The organism is Tissierella creatinophila DSM 6911 (assembly GCF_001940565.1).
In the GTDB taxonomy this organism is placed as follows: Bacteria; Bacillota; Clostridia; order Tissierellales; family Tissierellaceae; genus Tissierella_A; species Tissierella_A creatinophila.
In genome coordinates, this window is sequence record NZ_LTDM01000005.1 from 32,490 (window position 1) to 48,369 (window position 15,880).

Annotated in this window: 14 protein-coding genes and 1 pseudogene; 3 read left to right on the top strand and 12 right to left on the bottom strand. The window is 31.1% G+C overall.

Annotation, left to right across the window (positions count from 1 at the left end; genetic code table 11):
* The first annotated feature begins 110 nt into the window (after window positions 1-110).
* The gene (locus TICRE_RS02120; protein ID WP_084191748.1) at window positions 111-806 is read left to right on the top strand and encodes a ZIP family metal transporter; all 696 of its coding nucleotides are present in this window, start codon (window positions 111-113) and stop codon (window positions 804-806) included.
* Between the two features lie 6 nt (window positions 807-812).
* On the opposite strand, the gene TICRE_RS13365 is transcribed toward TICRE_RS02120, so the two are convergent.
* From TICRE_RS13365 to rlmD, 8 genes and pseudogenes are all read right to left on the bottom strand, one after another.
* Window positions 813-1,280 carry an HAD-IC family P-type ATPase gene (locus tag TICRE_RS13365; protein ID WP_075724656.1) on the bottom strand — a complete coding sequence of 156 codons (468 nt, stop codon included), beginning with the start codon at window positions 1,278-1,280 and terminating at the stop codon, window positions 813-815.
* A gap of 4 nt (window positions 1,281-1,284) precedes the next feature.
* Complete coding sequence (locus tag TICRE_RS13370) at window positions 1,285-1,449, bottom strand: hypothetical protein (RefSeq protein WP_198927464.1); 165 nt, start codon at window positions 1,447-1,449, stop codon at window positions 1,285-1,287.
* Complete coding sequence (locus TICRE_RS13375; protein ID WP_075724658.1) at window positions 1,442-1,672, bottom strand: P-type ATPase; 231 nt, start codon at window positions 1,670-1,672, stop codon at window positions 1,442-1,444. The genes TICRE_RS13370 and TICRE_RS13375 overlap by 8 nt, the downstream gene beginning before the upstream one ends.
* Window positions 1,673-2,016: 344 nt before the next feature.
* Window positions 2,017-3,855: a heavy metal translocating P-type ATPase gene (locus TICRE_RS02135; RefSeq protein ID WP_233120122.1), complete on the bottom strand. Its 1,839-nt coding sequence runs from the start codon at window positions 3,853-3,855 to the stop codon at window positions 2,017-2,019.
* Between the two features lie 15 nt (window positions 3,856-3,870).
* The gene (locus tag TICRE_RS13590) at window positions 3,871-4,092 is read right to left on the bottom strand and encodes a cation transporter (protein ID WP_233120123.1); all 222 of its coding nucleotides are present in this window, start codon (window positions 4,090-4,092) and stop codon (window positions 3,871-3,873) included.
* A 145-nt stretch (window positions 4,093-4,237) separates the two neighbouring features.
* On the bottom strand, window positions 4,238-4,606 hold the full coding sequence (locus TICRE_RS02140) for an ArsR/SmtB family transcription factor (RefSeq protein WP_075724660.1): 369 nt from the start codon (window positions 4,604-4,606) through the stop codon (window positions 4,238-4,240).
* Between the two features lie 202 nt (window positions 4,607-4,808).
* Window positions 4,809-5,129: pseudogene (locus tag TICRE_RS02145) on the bottom strand (MATE family efflux transporter); the annotation flags it as partial.
* Between the two features lie 211 nt (window positions 5,130-5,340).
* Window positions 5,341-6,720: a 23S rRNA (uracil(1939)-C(5))-methyltransferase RlmD gene (rlmD, locus tag TICRE_RS02150; protein ID WP_075724664.1), complete on the bottom strand. Its 1,380-nt coding sequence runs from the start codon at window positions 6,718-6,720 to the stop codon at window positions 5,341-5,343.
* Between the two features lie 210 nt (window positions 6,721-6,930).
* Here rlmD and TICRE_RS02155 point away from each other — a divergent pair, with 210 nt between their 5' ends.
* Window positions 6,931-7,947 (top strand): C40 family peptidase, encoded by a 1,017-nt coding sequence (locus TICRE_RS02155; protein ID WP_143583009.1) that lies wholly within the window; start codon window positions 6,931-6,933, stop codon window positions 7,945-7,947.
* A 101-nt stretch (window positions 7,948-8,048) separates the two neighbouring features.
* Complete coding sequence (locus TICRE_RS02160) at window positions 8,049-8,750, top strand: zinc dependent phospholipase C family protein (protein ID WP_075724668.1); 702 nt, start codon at window positions 8,049-8,051, stop codon at window positions 8,748-8,750.
* A gap of 42 nt (window positions 8,751-8,792) precedes the next feature.
* Here the strand turns inward: TICRE_RS02160 and TICRE_RS02165 are convergent, their stop codons facing one another.
* The 4 genes from TICRE_RS02165 to TICRE_RS02180 all read right to left on the bottom strand — a co-directional run bounded on the left by TICRE_RS02165 (window position 8,793) and on the right by TICRE_RS02180 (window position 15,876).
* Entirely contained in the window at window positions 8,793-10,670 is a 1,878-nt protein-coding gene (locus TICRE_RS02165; RefSeq protein WP_075724670.1) for an ABC transporter ATP-binding protein, read from the bottom strand.
* Window positions 10,667-12,880 carry an ABC transporter ATP-binding protein gene (locus tag TICRE_RS02170; protein ID WP_075724672.1) on the bottom strand — a complete coding sequence of 738 codons (2,214 nt, stop codon included), beginning with the start codon at window positions 12,878-12,880 and terminating at the stop codon, window positions 10,667-10,669. Before TICRE_RS02170 ends, TICRE_RS02165 begins: the two co-directional genes overlap by 4 nt.
* Window positions 12,874-13,326 (bottom strand): MarR family winged helix-turn-helix transcriptional regulator, encoded by a 453-nt coding sequence (locus TICRE_RS02175; RefSeq protein WP_075724674.1) that lies wholly within the window; start codon window positions 13,324-13,326, stop codon window positions 12,874-12,876. The genes TICRE_RS02170 and TICRE_RS02175 overlap by 7 nt, the downstream gene beginning before the upstream one ends.
* A gap of 222 nt (window positions 13,327-13,548) precedes the next feature.
* On the bottom strand, window positions 13,549-15,876 hold the full coding sequence (locus TICRE_RS02180) for an ATP-dependent DNA helicase (RefSeq protein WP_075724676.1): 2,328 nt from the start codon (window positions 15,874-15,876) through the stop codon (window positions 13,549-13,551).
* Between the last annotated feature and the right edge of the window lie 4 nt (window positions 15,877-15,880).

The window sequence follows — 15,880 nt, forward strand, 5'->3', positions numbered from 1 at the left end:
TTATAGTAATAATGTAAATAGATATAAAATATTTTGGGAGTGATAATGATATGAGTAAAATTATGAACACAATACTAATTACAGTGGGTTCGGGCTATTTTACAGCATGAATGGGAATTCTTACTGGTATTTTATTCTCATTTTTTATTAAAAATAGGGGGAGACGCTTTAAAGGAACTGTAATTGGTTTTGTTGGTGGATTGATGTTATCCATTGTTTGTTTTGACTTACTTCCAGAGTCATTTGAGGCAGGCAGTATTTATGTAGCTTTAATTGGAATTACTTTTGGACTAATTTTAGCTGTATTATTAGATGGAAAACTAGATCACGTTAACATTTCTACTTTTGATAATAAAAAGAACAGATTTATGAAAGCGGGCATCTTTATGGCCATAGCTATAGGAATACACAATATCCCAAGTGGTATTGCACTAGGATCTTTATTATCAACTTCTCCAATAAAAGGCATTCATCTAGCTATAGCTTTAATACTACATGGGATACCTGAAGGACTTGCAATAGGGCTTTTTTTTAGAGAAAGTAACCTAAGCACATTTTCTCTTATTATCATATCTATTATAACTTCAATTCCGATGGGTTTAGGAGCTTTACTTGGAGGTATAATAAGTAAAATTTCACTTGTTGTAATCAGTATAAGTCTTGCATTTGCTAGTGGAATGATTCTATACATAATTTGCAGTGAAACTCTACCAAATGCCAGAGAGACATGGAAAGGTAGGCTATCTACCATCGGAATTGTCATAGGTGTGATTGCTGGTATTTTGATTACATCCTTTCTAGTTTAATATATTTTATAATTTATCTTTAGTTCTCATAATCCTCATAGCATTTATAATAGCAAGGATAGAAACACCTACATCTGCAATAACAGCTTCCGACATAGTAGCTATTCCTATATCTGCTCTTGCTAGAACTGGTGCATCATTTATGCCATCTCTAACAAAAGCGAGTTTCTCTTTAACTGATCTAGCTTTATCTAACCTTTCTAATTGTTCAACTTTCTGGTCTGGAAGAAGTTCCGCATGCACCTCATCTATACCTAAAAATTCTCCTACCTTTTCACCAACAGATATAGCATCTCCAGTAAGCATAACAGTCTTTTTTACTACAATTTCTTTAAGCTTATTAATAGCTTTTTTTGAATCTTCTTTAACTTCATCTGAGATTACAATATACCCATCATATTCTTTATCTATTGCTATATGAACCACAGTACCTACTAAGTCAAGTATTTCAAACTTTATATTTTCTTTGTTCATTAACTTAGTATTTCCAGCTAAGACTTCTCACCTTTTGTCTTAGCCCAAATTCCTTTGTAACTTCTATTGTTAAAAGGCTATTGTTATTTATAAACTCACCTAAAACTGTATCCCCATTTTGTACAGTTCGTGGAACTGATACTTCTGTTAACGCTAAAGTATCAACCAATAGATTTTCCTTTCACTATGTTGCCGTCTAATGGAACCTTTTCTCCAGGTTGTATGATTATTTTATCTCCAACCTTAGCTTGCTCTGGGGATACCTTTCTTATCTCTTCCCCTTCCTTAAGGCTTGAGTAGTCTGGTCTCATATCCATAAATGCTGAGATAGACTTCCTCGAGCGATTAACAGCCACATCTTGAAAGAATTCTCCTACTTGATAAAATAACATTACAGAAACACCTTCAGGATATTCTCTAATAATAAATGTGCAACAGTTGTAATTGTCATTAGAAAATTTCCATCAAAAACTTCCAACTCTACCGATATTCTTAAATGCTCTTTAAACAACTTTGGTACAGTTTGCACAATTTAAGCCTTCAAGAATAAGTTCTTACTGTTTTTCTTTCATAAAGATACCACCTCTTTCTTTAATTAGTATCTTTAGTATCTCGTTTTTATTATCAATATTACAAAAACATTATATAAATCTATTTGCGAAAAGGGTTGTAGCAAAATCGCTGTTCAAGATATGTTACACTCTTAATCAGCGATTAAAAAACATTTTTTGTACTGTTATAGATTCTTTACATTCAAAGCTCTAAAAGCATTTAGTACTGCGATGATAGTTACACCTACATCTGCAAATATAGCTGCCCACATAGTAGCTAATCCAAAAGCACTCAAAATAAGAACAATTATTTTTATTCCAATTGCAAATACTATGTTTTGATTTGCAATTTTTAATGTCTTTTTAGAAATCCTCATTGCAGTAGCAATTTTCGATGGTTCATCAGTCATTATTACAACATCGGCAGCTTCAATGGCTGCATCGGAACCTAAACCACCCATTGCTATTCCAATATCTGCACGAGCTAATACAGGTGCATCATTGATTCCGTCACCGACAAAAGCAATTTTACCTTTTTTAGATTTTTGCAAAAATAATTCTTCTAGCTTTTCAACCTTATCTGCTGGCAACAGTTCTGCATAAACTTTATCAAGACCAAGCTCTTTACCAACTTTTGAACCTACACTTTTATTATCACCTGTCAACATGACAGTTTGTTTAATATTAGCTGCTTTAAGTTCCTTGATTGCCTGTGCTGAATCTGGCTTTACCTCATCAGCAATTGTAATATAACCTATATATTGCTTATTCACAGCAACATGTACAACAGTACCGATCAGCTCTCCCTTGAAATAAGGAATATTCATCATTTTCATAAGTTTGATATTTCCTGCCATAACCTTTCTTCCATCTACTGTTGCAACAACACCATGACCTGATATCTCTTCCACATCTGAAATACGTCCATTATCTATTTCTTTGCCGTATGCACGTTTCAGTGAAAGCGAAATCGGATGATTGGAATAGCTTTCCACATATGCAGTTAATTCAAGTAGCTCTTCTTTGGAAACTCCTTCTGGATGAATTTCTTGTACATTAAATACACCTTTCGTTAATGTTCCAGTTTTATCAAAAACAACAATTTCAGTTTCTGCTAATGCCTCTAAATAGTTACTCCCCTTGACTAAAATACCTTTCCTTGAGGCTCCGCCTATTCCACCGAAGAAACTTAAAGGAATTGAAACAACTAAAGCACACGGACAAGAAACTACTAAGAATGCTAATGCTCTGTATATCCAGACGCTAAAGGTTGCCCCCTCTATAATAAGAGGTGGAATAATAGCCAGTAAGGCTGCAATTATAACCACAACTGGTGTATAATATCTCGCAAATTTCGTAATAAATTGTTCTGAATTGGATTTTTTACTACTTGCATTTTCAACTAAATCAAGAATTTTACTTACAGTAGATTCTCCAAATTCCTTGGTAACCTCTGCTGTAATAACTCCATTAATGTTGATGCAGCCACTTAGGATATCACTTCCAACTTCTACTTCACGAGGGACAGACTCGCCAGTAAGAGCTGATGTGTCAATCATTGAATATCCCTCAATTACCTTGCCATCAAGGGGAATTTTTTCTCCTGCTTTAATTACAATAATATCTCCAATTTGTACTTCATCTGGGTCAGTCCTAACAAGTTCATCGCCTTTTTTAACATTTGCATAATCTGGTCGAATATCCATAAGGCTTGCAATTGACTTTCTCGACTTACCAACTGCATAGCTTTGAAACAGTTCTCCAACTTGATAAAACAGCATAACTGCAACACCTTCAGGATACTCACCGATTAAAAATGCACCAATTGTTGCAATACTCATTAAAAAGTTTTCATCGAAAACTTGACCTTTAAAAATATTTCTTACAGCTCTTTTTACTACATCCCCACCTACAATAACGTAACTGATTACAAACATAGCGATCTGTAACCATTCAATATTTATAATTATTGCTGCAGCAAACACCACTGCACCAATAATTATTCTCCAAATTCGTTTTTTCATGCTACCTCAACTCCTTTAAGCTTTTTTCATAACAACATGTGATTCAATATCTTTAACGATTTTTTCTGCTTCTTGTACAATTATAGGCATTTTTTCATCCTCACCTTCAATAACAAGTTTTTGTGTCATAAAGTTTACAGTGGCTTCCTTCACACCATCAAGCTTATTAATAGCATTCTCCATTTTTGCTGCACAATTTGCACACTCTATACCTTCAAGTATAAATCTTTTTTTCATTATTAAGTCCCCCTAAATATTATTTATTATTTTGTTATATTTACTCCAAGTCTTTTTCAAATTTTCTTAAAACATTGCTTATCTTATGTGAATACTTGAATAGACATTCAATTATTCTGAAAAAACATCCTATTTTATTGCATTATTACTTTTCATTGATATGAATTAAACCTTGGTCAAATATATGCTTTATGTGATTATCATCTAAAGAATAATATACCACTTTACCTTCTTTTCTGTTTTTCACTAGAGTAGCTTGCCTTAAAACTCGTAATTGATGCGAAATTGCTGATTGTGTCATGTTAAGCAATACAGCGATATCACAAACACACATTTCAGCTTCATTCAAAGCCCATAGTATCCTGATTCGTGTTGAATCTCCAAATACTTTAAATAATTCTGCTAAATCGTAAAGGCTTTCTTCTTGAGGCATTTTATCTCTGACTTGATTTACAATATCCTCATGAATTACATTGCAGTCACATCTTTCAATTGAATTAAGTTTTTCACTCATATTATCACCTCTTTTTAAAGTATTTCATTTGAACACTTGAGCAACTACTCATATATTGTATGTTTATTATATTATTATTGTTCTCATATGTCAATAGTCATATGAACATTTATTCAAGTATTTTTTAATAATTATTTGAAACATTTTAAAACCACCTGCTTACGGTTACAGTACCATAAAAGAGTGGTTTTAAATTATTTCATTAAATATCGTTAAGCTCAACATCTTTTTGTGTTCTATCCCTAAATAGAATAGTCAAAAAGACAGAACGAATAGTGAAGTCAATAAGAATAGATATCCATACCCCTGCAATATCTATTCCCATTTTTACACCTAAAACTCGTATACCCCACATCCCGATAGCTGTACTATAAAGAGAAGATTTAGTATTACCAGATCCTTGTAAAGCTCCTGCAAAAATAAAGCTAACTGCCAATGGAATTTGAGCAAAAGCATCAATGCGCAAAGCAGTTACAATTTTCCCTATTGCTTCTGTATCTTGAGTGAACCAAGTTGCAAACCAAGGAGATCCAAAATAAAAACTATCCCACCAAAATCCATCAGATTATTATTCAATCTATCCACCCTGTTTTCTTCATTTCTACCATGTCATCACTCAAATTACCATATGTCATCTATAAAACACCTTTAAAAACGGGGTCAAAACGAGGTGTTTTTTCACTCATTTTTTGCTCTAAAATCACCCTCAAACCACTATATGTTGTGGTCTATCCTTATTGTTCCTCCTCCGAACCACAATACGTCATCAGAATTGCTGCCTCAACGTGAGGAGTCCTAGGGAACATGTCCATCATCTTCATCCTTACTATTTTGTATCCTCTTTCTTTAAACACTTTTAAGTCTCTTACAAGCGTTACCGGATTACATGATACATAAACAAATCTATTAGGACTAAAGTCTATTATTTTTTCTATAGCTTTAGGATGTATTCCATCTCTTGGGGGATCTATTATTATTAGGTCTGGTTTTTTATCTAGATTATCTACTGCTTTAAAAACATCTTCTGCAATAAACTCTATATTTTCCAGATTGTTTAGTTTCATATTTTCTCTTGCCTTTACTACAGCTTCTTCTACTATTTCTATACCTATTACTTCTTTTGCTATTGGCGAGATTATTTGCGCTATGGTTCCTGTTCCAGAGTAGAGGTCAAAAACTATATCTTTCTTTTCTTCACCTATAAATTCTCTTACGATAGAATAAAGTTTTTCAGCTCCAAAGGTATTTGTCTGAAAAAATGAGAAGGGGGAAATATTAAACTTAAGTCCTAGTATCTCTTCTATTATATAGTCCCTTCCATATAATAAATCTATCTTATCAGCCTTTACAGTGTCCCCAAGTCCATCATTTATAGTGTGAAGAACTCCTGTTACTTCACCTTTTAATTCTTTTAAATTTAATAATTCATTTAGAAAGCTCTTTTTATCTAAACTATCTTGACTACTAGTTACAAGATTTACTAAGATTTCTCCAGTTGAAAGGGCTTTTCTTATTACAAGATGTCTTAAAAACCCTTCATGATTTCTCTTATTATAGAAAGAAGAATCTATACTTCTAAAATAATTCATTACTGTTTTTCTTATAGATGTAAAATCACTATCTACTAAATCACAACCATCTGTATCTACTATCTCATAAAATCTTCCCTTTTTATGAAGTCCTAAAACTATAGGCCCTCCCTTAAATTCATCTCCAAATGTATATTCCATCTTATTTCTATAAGCAAATTCATTTGGACTTCTTTCTACTCCTAAAAATTCAAACCCATCTATATTTTCTTTTTTAAATAAATTTAATACTTGCTCTTCTTTTAGTTTTAGTTCATCTTCATATAAAAGAGTTCCATATGGACAAGGACCTAGATCATACTCTCCATATTTTGTAAGGTTTTTTTCTAGGGGAGAATTTTCTATTACCTCTAAAAGTTTTCCCTCAATATAGTCTTTTCTTTTCTTTTTAAACTTTACAAGTACAATTTGTCCTTTTATACCGCCTTTAAATATTACCTTTTTATCTTCATATATACCTATAGATTTATTTGGAAATATTGTATCCTCTATCTTTATTTGTACTATTTTACTTTTTCTACTCAATTTTTCTTCACTCCTATTCTAAAATATTATATCACTCTAGCCCTCTAAACATAAGGGTTAATTTGATTTTTAAAAAAATATGTTAAATAATTACAAAAAAGTTACAAAAAAGGCTTTCTTTTTTAACTACTTTGTAATATACTATAAAAAGAAGATACCAACTCGACACTAAAAGTTAAGAACTGATTCAAAGGAGGAGCTAATTTGCCAATGAAAAAGAAAACACTAAAAAATACTATAGTAGCATGTACAATAGCGGGAATGATAACTCTAGGAGGTACTGCTTCTGAAGCTGCTCTAGGAGATAGAGCATTATATCAAGGGGTAAACCATAGTGATGTAAAAGAACTTCAACAAGGTTTAAGAAAATTAAACTTTTTTACTCATACAAAAGATACTACATATTTTGGGAGCATTACACAAACTGCAGTTAAAAAATTTCAAAAAGCTAATGGACTAGCTGTAGATGGATCATTTGGTCCTGCTTCAGTAAAGGTTTTAAAAAATAAATTAAATGGTAATGCACAATCAAAGCCAGTTAGTAACCCACCAAGTCCAGCAGGTAATGTTTCTAATCAATTATCATATAAAAGAACTCTAAAACAAGGTTCACAAGGAGCAGATGTAAAACAATTACAATTAGTACTTAAAAAACTAGGTCACTATAGATCATCAATAGATACTTCATTTGGTGCTGGAACCAAATCAGCTGTGATGAGTTTTCAAAGAGCTCAAAAAATATCAGTTGATGGAATTGTAGGTCCATCTACAGTAAAGACTATAAACAATGTATTAAGTGGTAAAATAGCAGCAGGTAAACCAAGTGCTCAACCAAACAGAAATGATTCTGGTAAAAGCACTACTATAAATATAATAAATACTGCTAAAAGATACTTAGGTTCTAGATACGTATTTGGTGGTTCTAGTCCATCAGGATTTGACTGTTCTGGATTTACTCAGTATGTATATAAGCAAACAGGAATAAGTATCCCACGTGCTACTACCTCTCAAGCAGGTATTGGTACAACACTTAGTAAATCTGAACTTGAACCAGGAGATTTACTGATATTTAGTAATACTTATAAAGCAGGACCTAGTCATGCAGGGATTTATATAGGAAATGGTCAATTTATCCATGCAGCAAATGCTCGTAAAGGTGTAACAACTGACAGCATAAATTCTGCATACTACAGTAGTAAATTCACTTCTGGAAGAAAAGTATATTAATATTAAAATATTTCCCAAGTAGTTTTAAAAAACTACTTGGTTTTTTTTATTTTTCATATGATTTTTTTCTCTTTTGGGTATAATAATAAAAGGTGATAATTATGAAAGATATGGAATTAACTTATGATAGGGTTTTAGGTGGATTATTTAGTTTAGCAAATCCTATTAAAAAAACAATTATAAAGACAAAATGTGAAGTTCATAAATTTATCAATGTACAAAGCATTGAAATCCTTAAAAATGATGAATATTTTAAAGAAAAATCTTTTTTTAATCATTATATAGAAGATATAAATAACGGTGCAGTATGGACCGATCAAGATTTTAAAAGTTCTAATCATTTTTATGACCCTTCAAAGAAGAAAGGGATGTATGGTAGGAAAAGTGCAATGGATGTTGGAGTAGAATATTATAATAAAGCTCTAGACCTTTGGAGAGAAGATCAAGATAGCGAGTCTCTTTTTTACCTTGGCTCAGCTCTTCATATAATTCAGGATATGACAGTACCTCAACATATAAATATAAGACTCTTAGATAATCATAGACAATATGAAAATTATATTAAAAAAACTTATAGATATATGGATACTTTTAGAGTAGATAGAGGTGTGCATATAATGGATCGTTATGAAGATTATGTAGAATTTAACGCAAGAGTATCTAAGCGAATCTATAAAAAGCATAAAAATATTAAAGATTCAGATGAAAGATATTACTCATTTGCTAAATGTGGGCTCCCTTTAGCTGAAAGAACTACAGCTGGGGCGATGATTCTCTTTTATAAAGAAATTCATGAGATATAAAGATAAAAAAACAAGGAATATATATTCCTTGTTTTTTTATCTTTAAGATACTGCTCGTTCTTCAAACTGACTGTTATAGAGTTCAGCATAAAATCCTTCTTTTGCTAATAATTCATTATGGCTCCCTTGTTCTACTATATCACCGTCATTCATAACAAGTATGAGATCTGCATTTTTTATAGTTGAAAGTCTGTGAGCTATTATGAAGCTAGTTCTCTTCTGCATTAAGTTTTCCATAGCTTTTTGTATTAACACTTCTGTTCTAGTATCTACTGAAGATGTAGCTTCATCTAGTATCAAGAGTCTAGGATCACTTAATATAGCCCTAGCTATTGTAAGAAGCTGTTTTTGTCCTTGAGATATATTGTTGGCTTCTTCATTTATAACCATATTATATCCTTCAGGTAATGTTTGAATAAATCTATGAGCATGAGCTGCCTTTGCAGCATTGATTACTTCTTCATCTGTAGCATCTAGTCTTCCATATCTAATATTATCCATTATAGTACCTTTAAATAGCCAGGTATCTTGAAGTACCATACCAAAATTTGATCTTAAATCTTCTCTTGAAAATTCTTTTATATCATGGCCATCTATAGATATACTACCTCCATTTAGTTCATAAAACCTCATAAGAAGTTTTACTATAGTAGTTTTACCAGCCCCTGTGGGACCCACGATAGCTACCTTTTGTCCAGGATTTACATGTGCTGTAAAATCATTTATTATAATTTTTTCTTTATCATAACCAAATTTTACATTGTCAAAACTTACTCTTCCCTCTATAGTTTTAACTTCAATAGGATTCTTTGTTTCTAATATTTCTTCATCTTCTTCTAAAAACTCAAATACTCTCTCCGATGCAGCAACTGTAGATTGAAGTACATTTGATATCTGGGCTACTTGATTTATAGGTTGAGTAAAGCTTCTTATATATTGAATAAATGAAAGAATATCTCCTACTTCTATAGTTTTTCTAATAGCAAACCATCCTCCCAGAATGGAAACTCCTACATATCCTAGATTACCAACAAAACTCATAATAGGCATCATAAGTCCTGAAAGAAACTGAGATTTCCAAGCCGAATCATATAGTTCGTTATTTATATTTCTAAAAACTCCTACTGCTTCTCCTTCAGCATTAAAAGCTTTCATAATCTGGTGACCACCATATACTTCTTCAATGTGTCCATTTACCTTACCTAGAGATTCTTGTTGCCTAGTAAAGTATTTTTGTGACCTCTTTACTACATTTATTACAAGTAGAACTGAAACAGGTAAGATTAAAAGAGCTATTAAAGTCATTTGCCAAGATATGGAAACCATCATTATAAGGACACCTATTATGGTAGTAAATGAAGTTATAATCTGGCTTAAACTCTGATTTAATGACTGACTCACTGTATCTACATCATTTGTAACCCTAGATAATACATCACCATGAGATACTTTATCAAAGTATTTTAGGGGTAGTTTATTTACCTTTTCAGATATCTCATTTCTTAAATTGTAGGATACCTTTTGAGCAACTCCTGTAACTATAAAGCCCTGTATAAATGCAAATAATGAAGATGAGGCATAAAGGGCTAACAAGATAAATATTATATTTTTTACATATTCAAAATCTATCCCTCCACCTTCTACTCCGGTGATTTTTTCTATTACTCCTTCAAATATCTTTGTAGTAGCCTTACCAAGAATTTTAGGTCCTAATATAGCAAATATAGTACTACCTATGGCAAATATAACTACAAAGATTAATTTTAATCTAAATGGCTTTAAATATGTCAAGAGTTTTTTAAATGTCCCTTTAAAATCTTTTGGTTTTTCAGTAGCAGCCCCTATATGTCCACCCATAGGGCCACCCATTCCACCCCCACCTCTTGGTTTGTTTTCAGTTTTTATATTTTTTTCTTTCATATAGCAAGCTCCTCTTCTGATAATTGGGATAGAGCAATTTGTTTGTAAACATCACAAGTCTTTAAAAGTTGTTTATGTGTACCCATACCAACTATCTTTCCTTCATCTAAAACTATAATCTTTTGGGCATTTTTAATGGTGTTTATTCTCTGCCCTACTATTAAAATTGTGCTCTCCTTTAATCTTTCATCTAGTGCAAGTCTTAAACTAGCATCTGTTTTAAAATCTAGTGCTGAAAAACTATCATCAAATATAACAATCTCAGGTTTTTTAGCTATTGTTCTAGCTATTGAAAGTCTTTGTTTTTGTCCTCCTGATACATTTGTACCCCCTTGAGATATCTCTGTATTAAGACCATCTTCTTTTCCATCTATAAACTCTTTAGACTTAGATGTCTCAACTGCTTCTAATACAGCTTTATAATCTATATCTTCATTTTTCCCATATTTTATATTACTTTCTATAGTTCCTGAAAAAAGAGTACTCTTTTGAGGAGTATAACCTATTCGGTTTCTTAAGTCATGAAGGCTTAAATCTCTAATATCAACATTATCAAGTAAAATTTCACCTTCAGTAACATCATAAAACCTTGGTATTAAATTTATAATAGTTGACTTTCCACTTCCAGTACTTCCTATAAAAGCAACAGTTTCACCAGGTTTTGCAGTAAAATTTATATCCTTTATAACACATTCTTCTGCTCCTGGATATTTAAAACCTACATTTCTAAATTCTATAAGACCTTTAGTTTTTCCATCTATAGTCTTAGGATTTTGAGGGTCTTTAATTGAAACTTCAGTATTTAATATATCCATAATTCTTCCAGCTGATACAGATGCCCTAGGAAGTATGACAGATACCATAGATAGCATCAAGAAAGACATAATAATTTGCATTGCATACTGCATAAATGCCATCATATCTCCAACCTGTATATTTGAATTGGATATTTCCTTAGCGCCTACCCATACGATTAGAAGTATAACTCCATTCATTATAAGATTCATAGTAGGCATAAGAGTTATCATTATTCTAGATACAAAAAGGTTCGTATTTGTAAGCTCCTCATTTGCACGATCAAATTTTTCTTCTTCATATTTTTTTGTATTAAAAGCTCTTATAACAAGCATACCAGTAAGCGATTCTCTCATTACAAGGTTTACCTTGTCTACAAGTTTTTGTATTCTCTTAAATCTAGGTATTGCCACACTAAATATTGCTATTAGGAGTATTAAGATTCCACCTACTCCAACTCCTACTATCCAAGCCATAGAAGCATTTGTCCTTATAGCCCTTATAACTCCTCCAATACCAAGTATAGGGGCATAAACTACCATTCTAAGCATCATAACTGTAAACTGTTGTATCTGTTGTATATCATTTGTACTTCTGGTAATAAGTGAAGCAGTTGAAAAGTTGTCAAACTCACTATTTGAAAAGCTAGAGACTTTAGTAAAAACCTTATCTCTTAAATTTCTACTAAGTTTTGATGCAACTTTTGATGATAAAAAACCTACGGCTATCGCAGCTAACATACCTAAAAATGCAATAAGAAGCATGATACCTCCTATTGAGATAATATAATTTGATTGGATTTTTTGAATACTTATTCCAATAGCTTTATATTCATCTTTGATATAAACTATAGCTGATTGATTTATCATTGCTTCTGGTAAAGTTTCAAACTTTTCATCTATCTCTAATTTTATCATTTCAAGCTGTTCTTGAGGTAGACTTCCAAGTGCTGTAAATGGATCTACTCCATCTGGTAAATTAGGAAAAGGTACCTCCCCACTTTTTATTGCATTTACTGCTAATATAGAACGTGCTAAGAAGTTATCCATCTTTTCTATTTGAGTCTTGTCTTTATTTTCTAAAACATATAAAGGTTCATCTTTTAATACTTCATACTTTTTCTGCAAAATTTTGTACTCTTTTTCTTCTAAGTTTTCCTTGCTTATAAGCCTATAATTATTATCTAAAACTTCTAGTTCATCATCTTTTAAAAACAACTTTATCGTTTCCATCTCTTTTTTTCTAATAACTTCAGGCACTGAGTTCTCTATACCATTTTGTTGTATACCTACATTTACTATATTTGACATATAATCTGGTAAACTTAAATCTGCCATAGCTTGAGAAAATAATAAAGCTACAATTAAGATTAAAGATATAGTAAACGGTTTAAACTCCTTAAATAATTTTAACACCCTTTCACCTCATTCTTTTCTGATTTTTCTTTTAGATTGTTACCCATTTTTTGAAGAAGTAATTTAAGAGTTTCTTTTTCTTCTAAAGAAAACCCATTAAAACACTCTTCTGATAAAGCTTCAATAGCTTCTTTTGCCTTTTTACATATATCTCTGCCTTCTGATGTTAAATGCACTCTAGATACTCTCTGGTCTTTAAGATCTTGTTTTCTAATTAATAGACCTGATTTTTCCATCCTCTTTAACATTACATTTATAGTAGAGGGGGTTATCTTTAATATATCTGCAATCTCTCTTTGACTTAAACCATCACTTTTTTCTAATGTGAATAACAAAGGCGGCTGACCGTGATATATCCCTATTTCACTTAAAAGTATATGTGTTCGATAATAATGTACTCTTGCTACATTTAAAAATGCAAAGTACAAAGAATCCTTATCAATCATATTTTCACTTCCTTTACCCATTTTACTTAGTCGGCTAACTATTATTATGATATCTTATTTTTTATTCAATGTCAATATTTGTTTGTTAGTCGACTAAGTATTTTTAAAAAATAAAAAATGAAAAGTTTTTTATTCTAAGAACATAATTATTTATATAATCATTTTAGCCCTAGATTAATAAACTTCCCACTTTATATTAGCCCTAAATTATCTTTTTCATTACTATTTATTCCAAAATCTTTGTAATTTTATACTCAATTCTTTATTATTTTTAACCGATTCACTACTCTTCCACTCTTGGGGGAAAAGCTTTCTATACTTAGTAGTTCCAAATCTATCATCTATAAGAAGAATTGCTCCTTTATCTTGTTCAGTTCTTATAACCCTTCCTGCCGCCTGAAGAACTTTATTTATTCCAGGATAAGTATATGCATAGTCAAAACCTTTACGAGTAGTTTCATTAAAATATTCTTTTACAATATCTCTTTCAAAACTGATTCCAGGCAGACCTACCCCTACTATTACAGCACCTATAAGTTTATCTCCAACTAAATCTATTCCCTCAGAAAACATGCCTCCAAGAACACCAAATGCTATAAGATCATCATCATTATTAAATTGTTCTAAGAATTCTTCTTTATTTTTCTCATTCATATTTTGTTCTTGAAGAAGAATATTTAAGCCATCATACTCTAATATTTCATATATTCTCTTCATATATAGGTAGGATGGGAAAAATATGAAATAGTTTCCCCTTTTTACTGAAGTAAAAGTCTTTATAGCTTCTACTATCGTCCTATAACTTTCTTCTCTATCAATATATCTAGTAGATATATTGTCTCTTATGAGTAAGGATAAGTTTTCTCTTGGAAAAGGAGAAGTAAGTCTTATATGATAATCTTGTTCGCCTTCACCAAGTAAGTTTTTATAATAATCTATAGGAGTTAAGGTAGCTGAAAAGAATATACTAGATACCCCTCTTTTAAGAGATTCCCTTAGAAGGGATGAAGGGTTTACGCAAAACAGTTTTAACCTCATCCCATCTTCTTGTATTTTTACCTCTGTTATATAGTTTTCATCATATAACTCAGATATTTTCAAATACTTTACTATATCAAAATAAACTTCTATTACCTTTTCATAGTCTGGATCATCCTTTTCCTCTATAAGCCAAGGTTCTAGTGATGTTAATAGAGATTTTAAAGGAAAGTAAAACTCTGTAAATTCTTGTTTTGATTTAAAGTTCTCTACTATATTACTTTCTTGTTTTAAACTATCAAATAATCTATCTATTTTTCTAATCTTTTTCTTTATCGATACATGTTTTCCTTTAAATTTATTTCTTAATTCATAAAATTTTTCTTTATTTAATGTAGCTGAAAACATTTCTCTAGATCTATCTATTAAATTATGAGCTTCATCTACTAAAAATACATAGTTATAACTTAAGTCATCGAAAAACCTCTTTAAATAAACCTGTGGATCAAATACATAATTGTAATCACAAATTATAACATCCATCCAAAGACTTATATCTAGCGAAAATTCAAAGGGACACACGTGATATTTTAAAGAGTATTCTTTTATCTTTTCTCTATCTATCAAATCTTCATTTAAAAATATATCCATTATAGCATCATTTACTCTATCAAAATGGCCTTTTGCAAATTTACAGTCCCGAGGATTGCATTTTACCTCTTCATTTAAACAAATCTTATCTTTAGCAGTTAATACTATTGTCTTTATCTTTAGTCCTCTATCAATTAGGAGATTCATAGATTTAACTGGAACTTCACGAGTTATAGTTTTAGCTGTGAGATAAAATATCTTCTTAGCTTTCCCCTCACCCATGGCTTTTATAGCTGGAAAAAGAGTAGACATAGTTTTTCCTATCCCTGTTGGTGCTTTAGTAAAAAGATTTTTCTTTTCCTTTATTGTCTTATAAACTGCAACTGCTAGTTCTCTCTGCCCATTTCTATATGTTTTAAAGGGGAAATTTAAACTCTCTATAGACTCATCCCTTATATATTCCCAATCAAAACTCAGTTTTGCCCAATCTATATACTTTTCTATTAAAGAGATCAGAAAATCTTTTAATTTTTCTTGCGTAAACTCTTCTTTAAATTTCTTTATTTCTTCAGATTCAATATGAAAATATGTAATTTGTATATCTATTTTTTCTAAGTCATTTTGGATACTATAAATATATCCATAAACTTTAGCTTGCGCCCAATGCAGAGGATTAAAGTCTTTTTCTATAGTTTTTAAATCATGCGTTGTACTCTTTATTTCATCTATTATAGCAGTACTTTCAAGCCTATATATGCCATCAGCTCTACCCTCTATTTCAAAACTATATTCTTCATATTCAAATATATATTTTAAACTAACTTCGGCTTTATAATTTTTTCCATAAGCTTTTTGAACTTGTTGGTGAGCACGAGTCCCTTCTAGAGCTCTATTTGTAGATTTAAAACTATTATCTATATCTCCACTTCTCATAACAAACTCTATTAAATTTCTAACTGATATTTTTATATTTTTTTTCATAAAT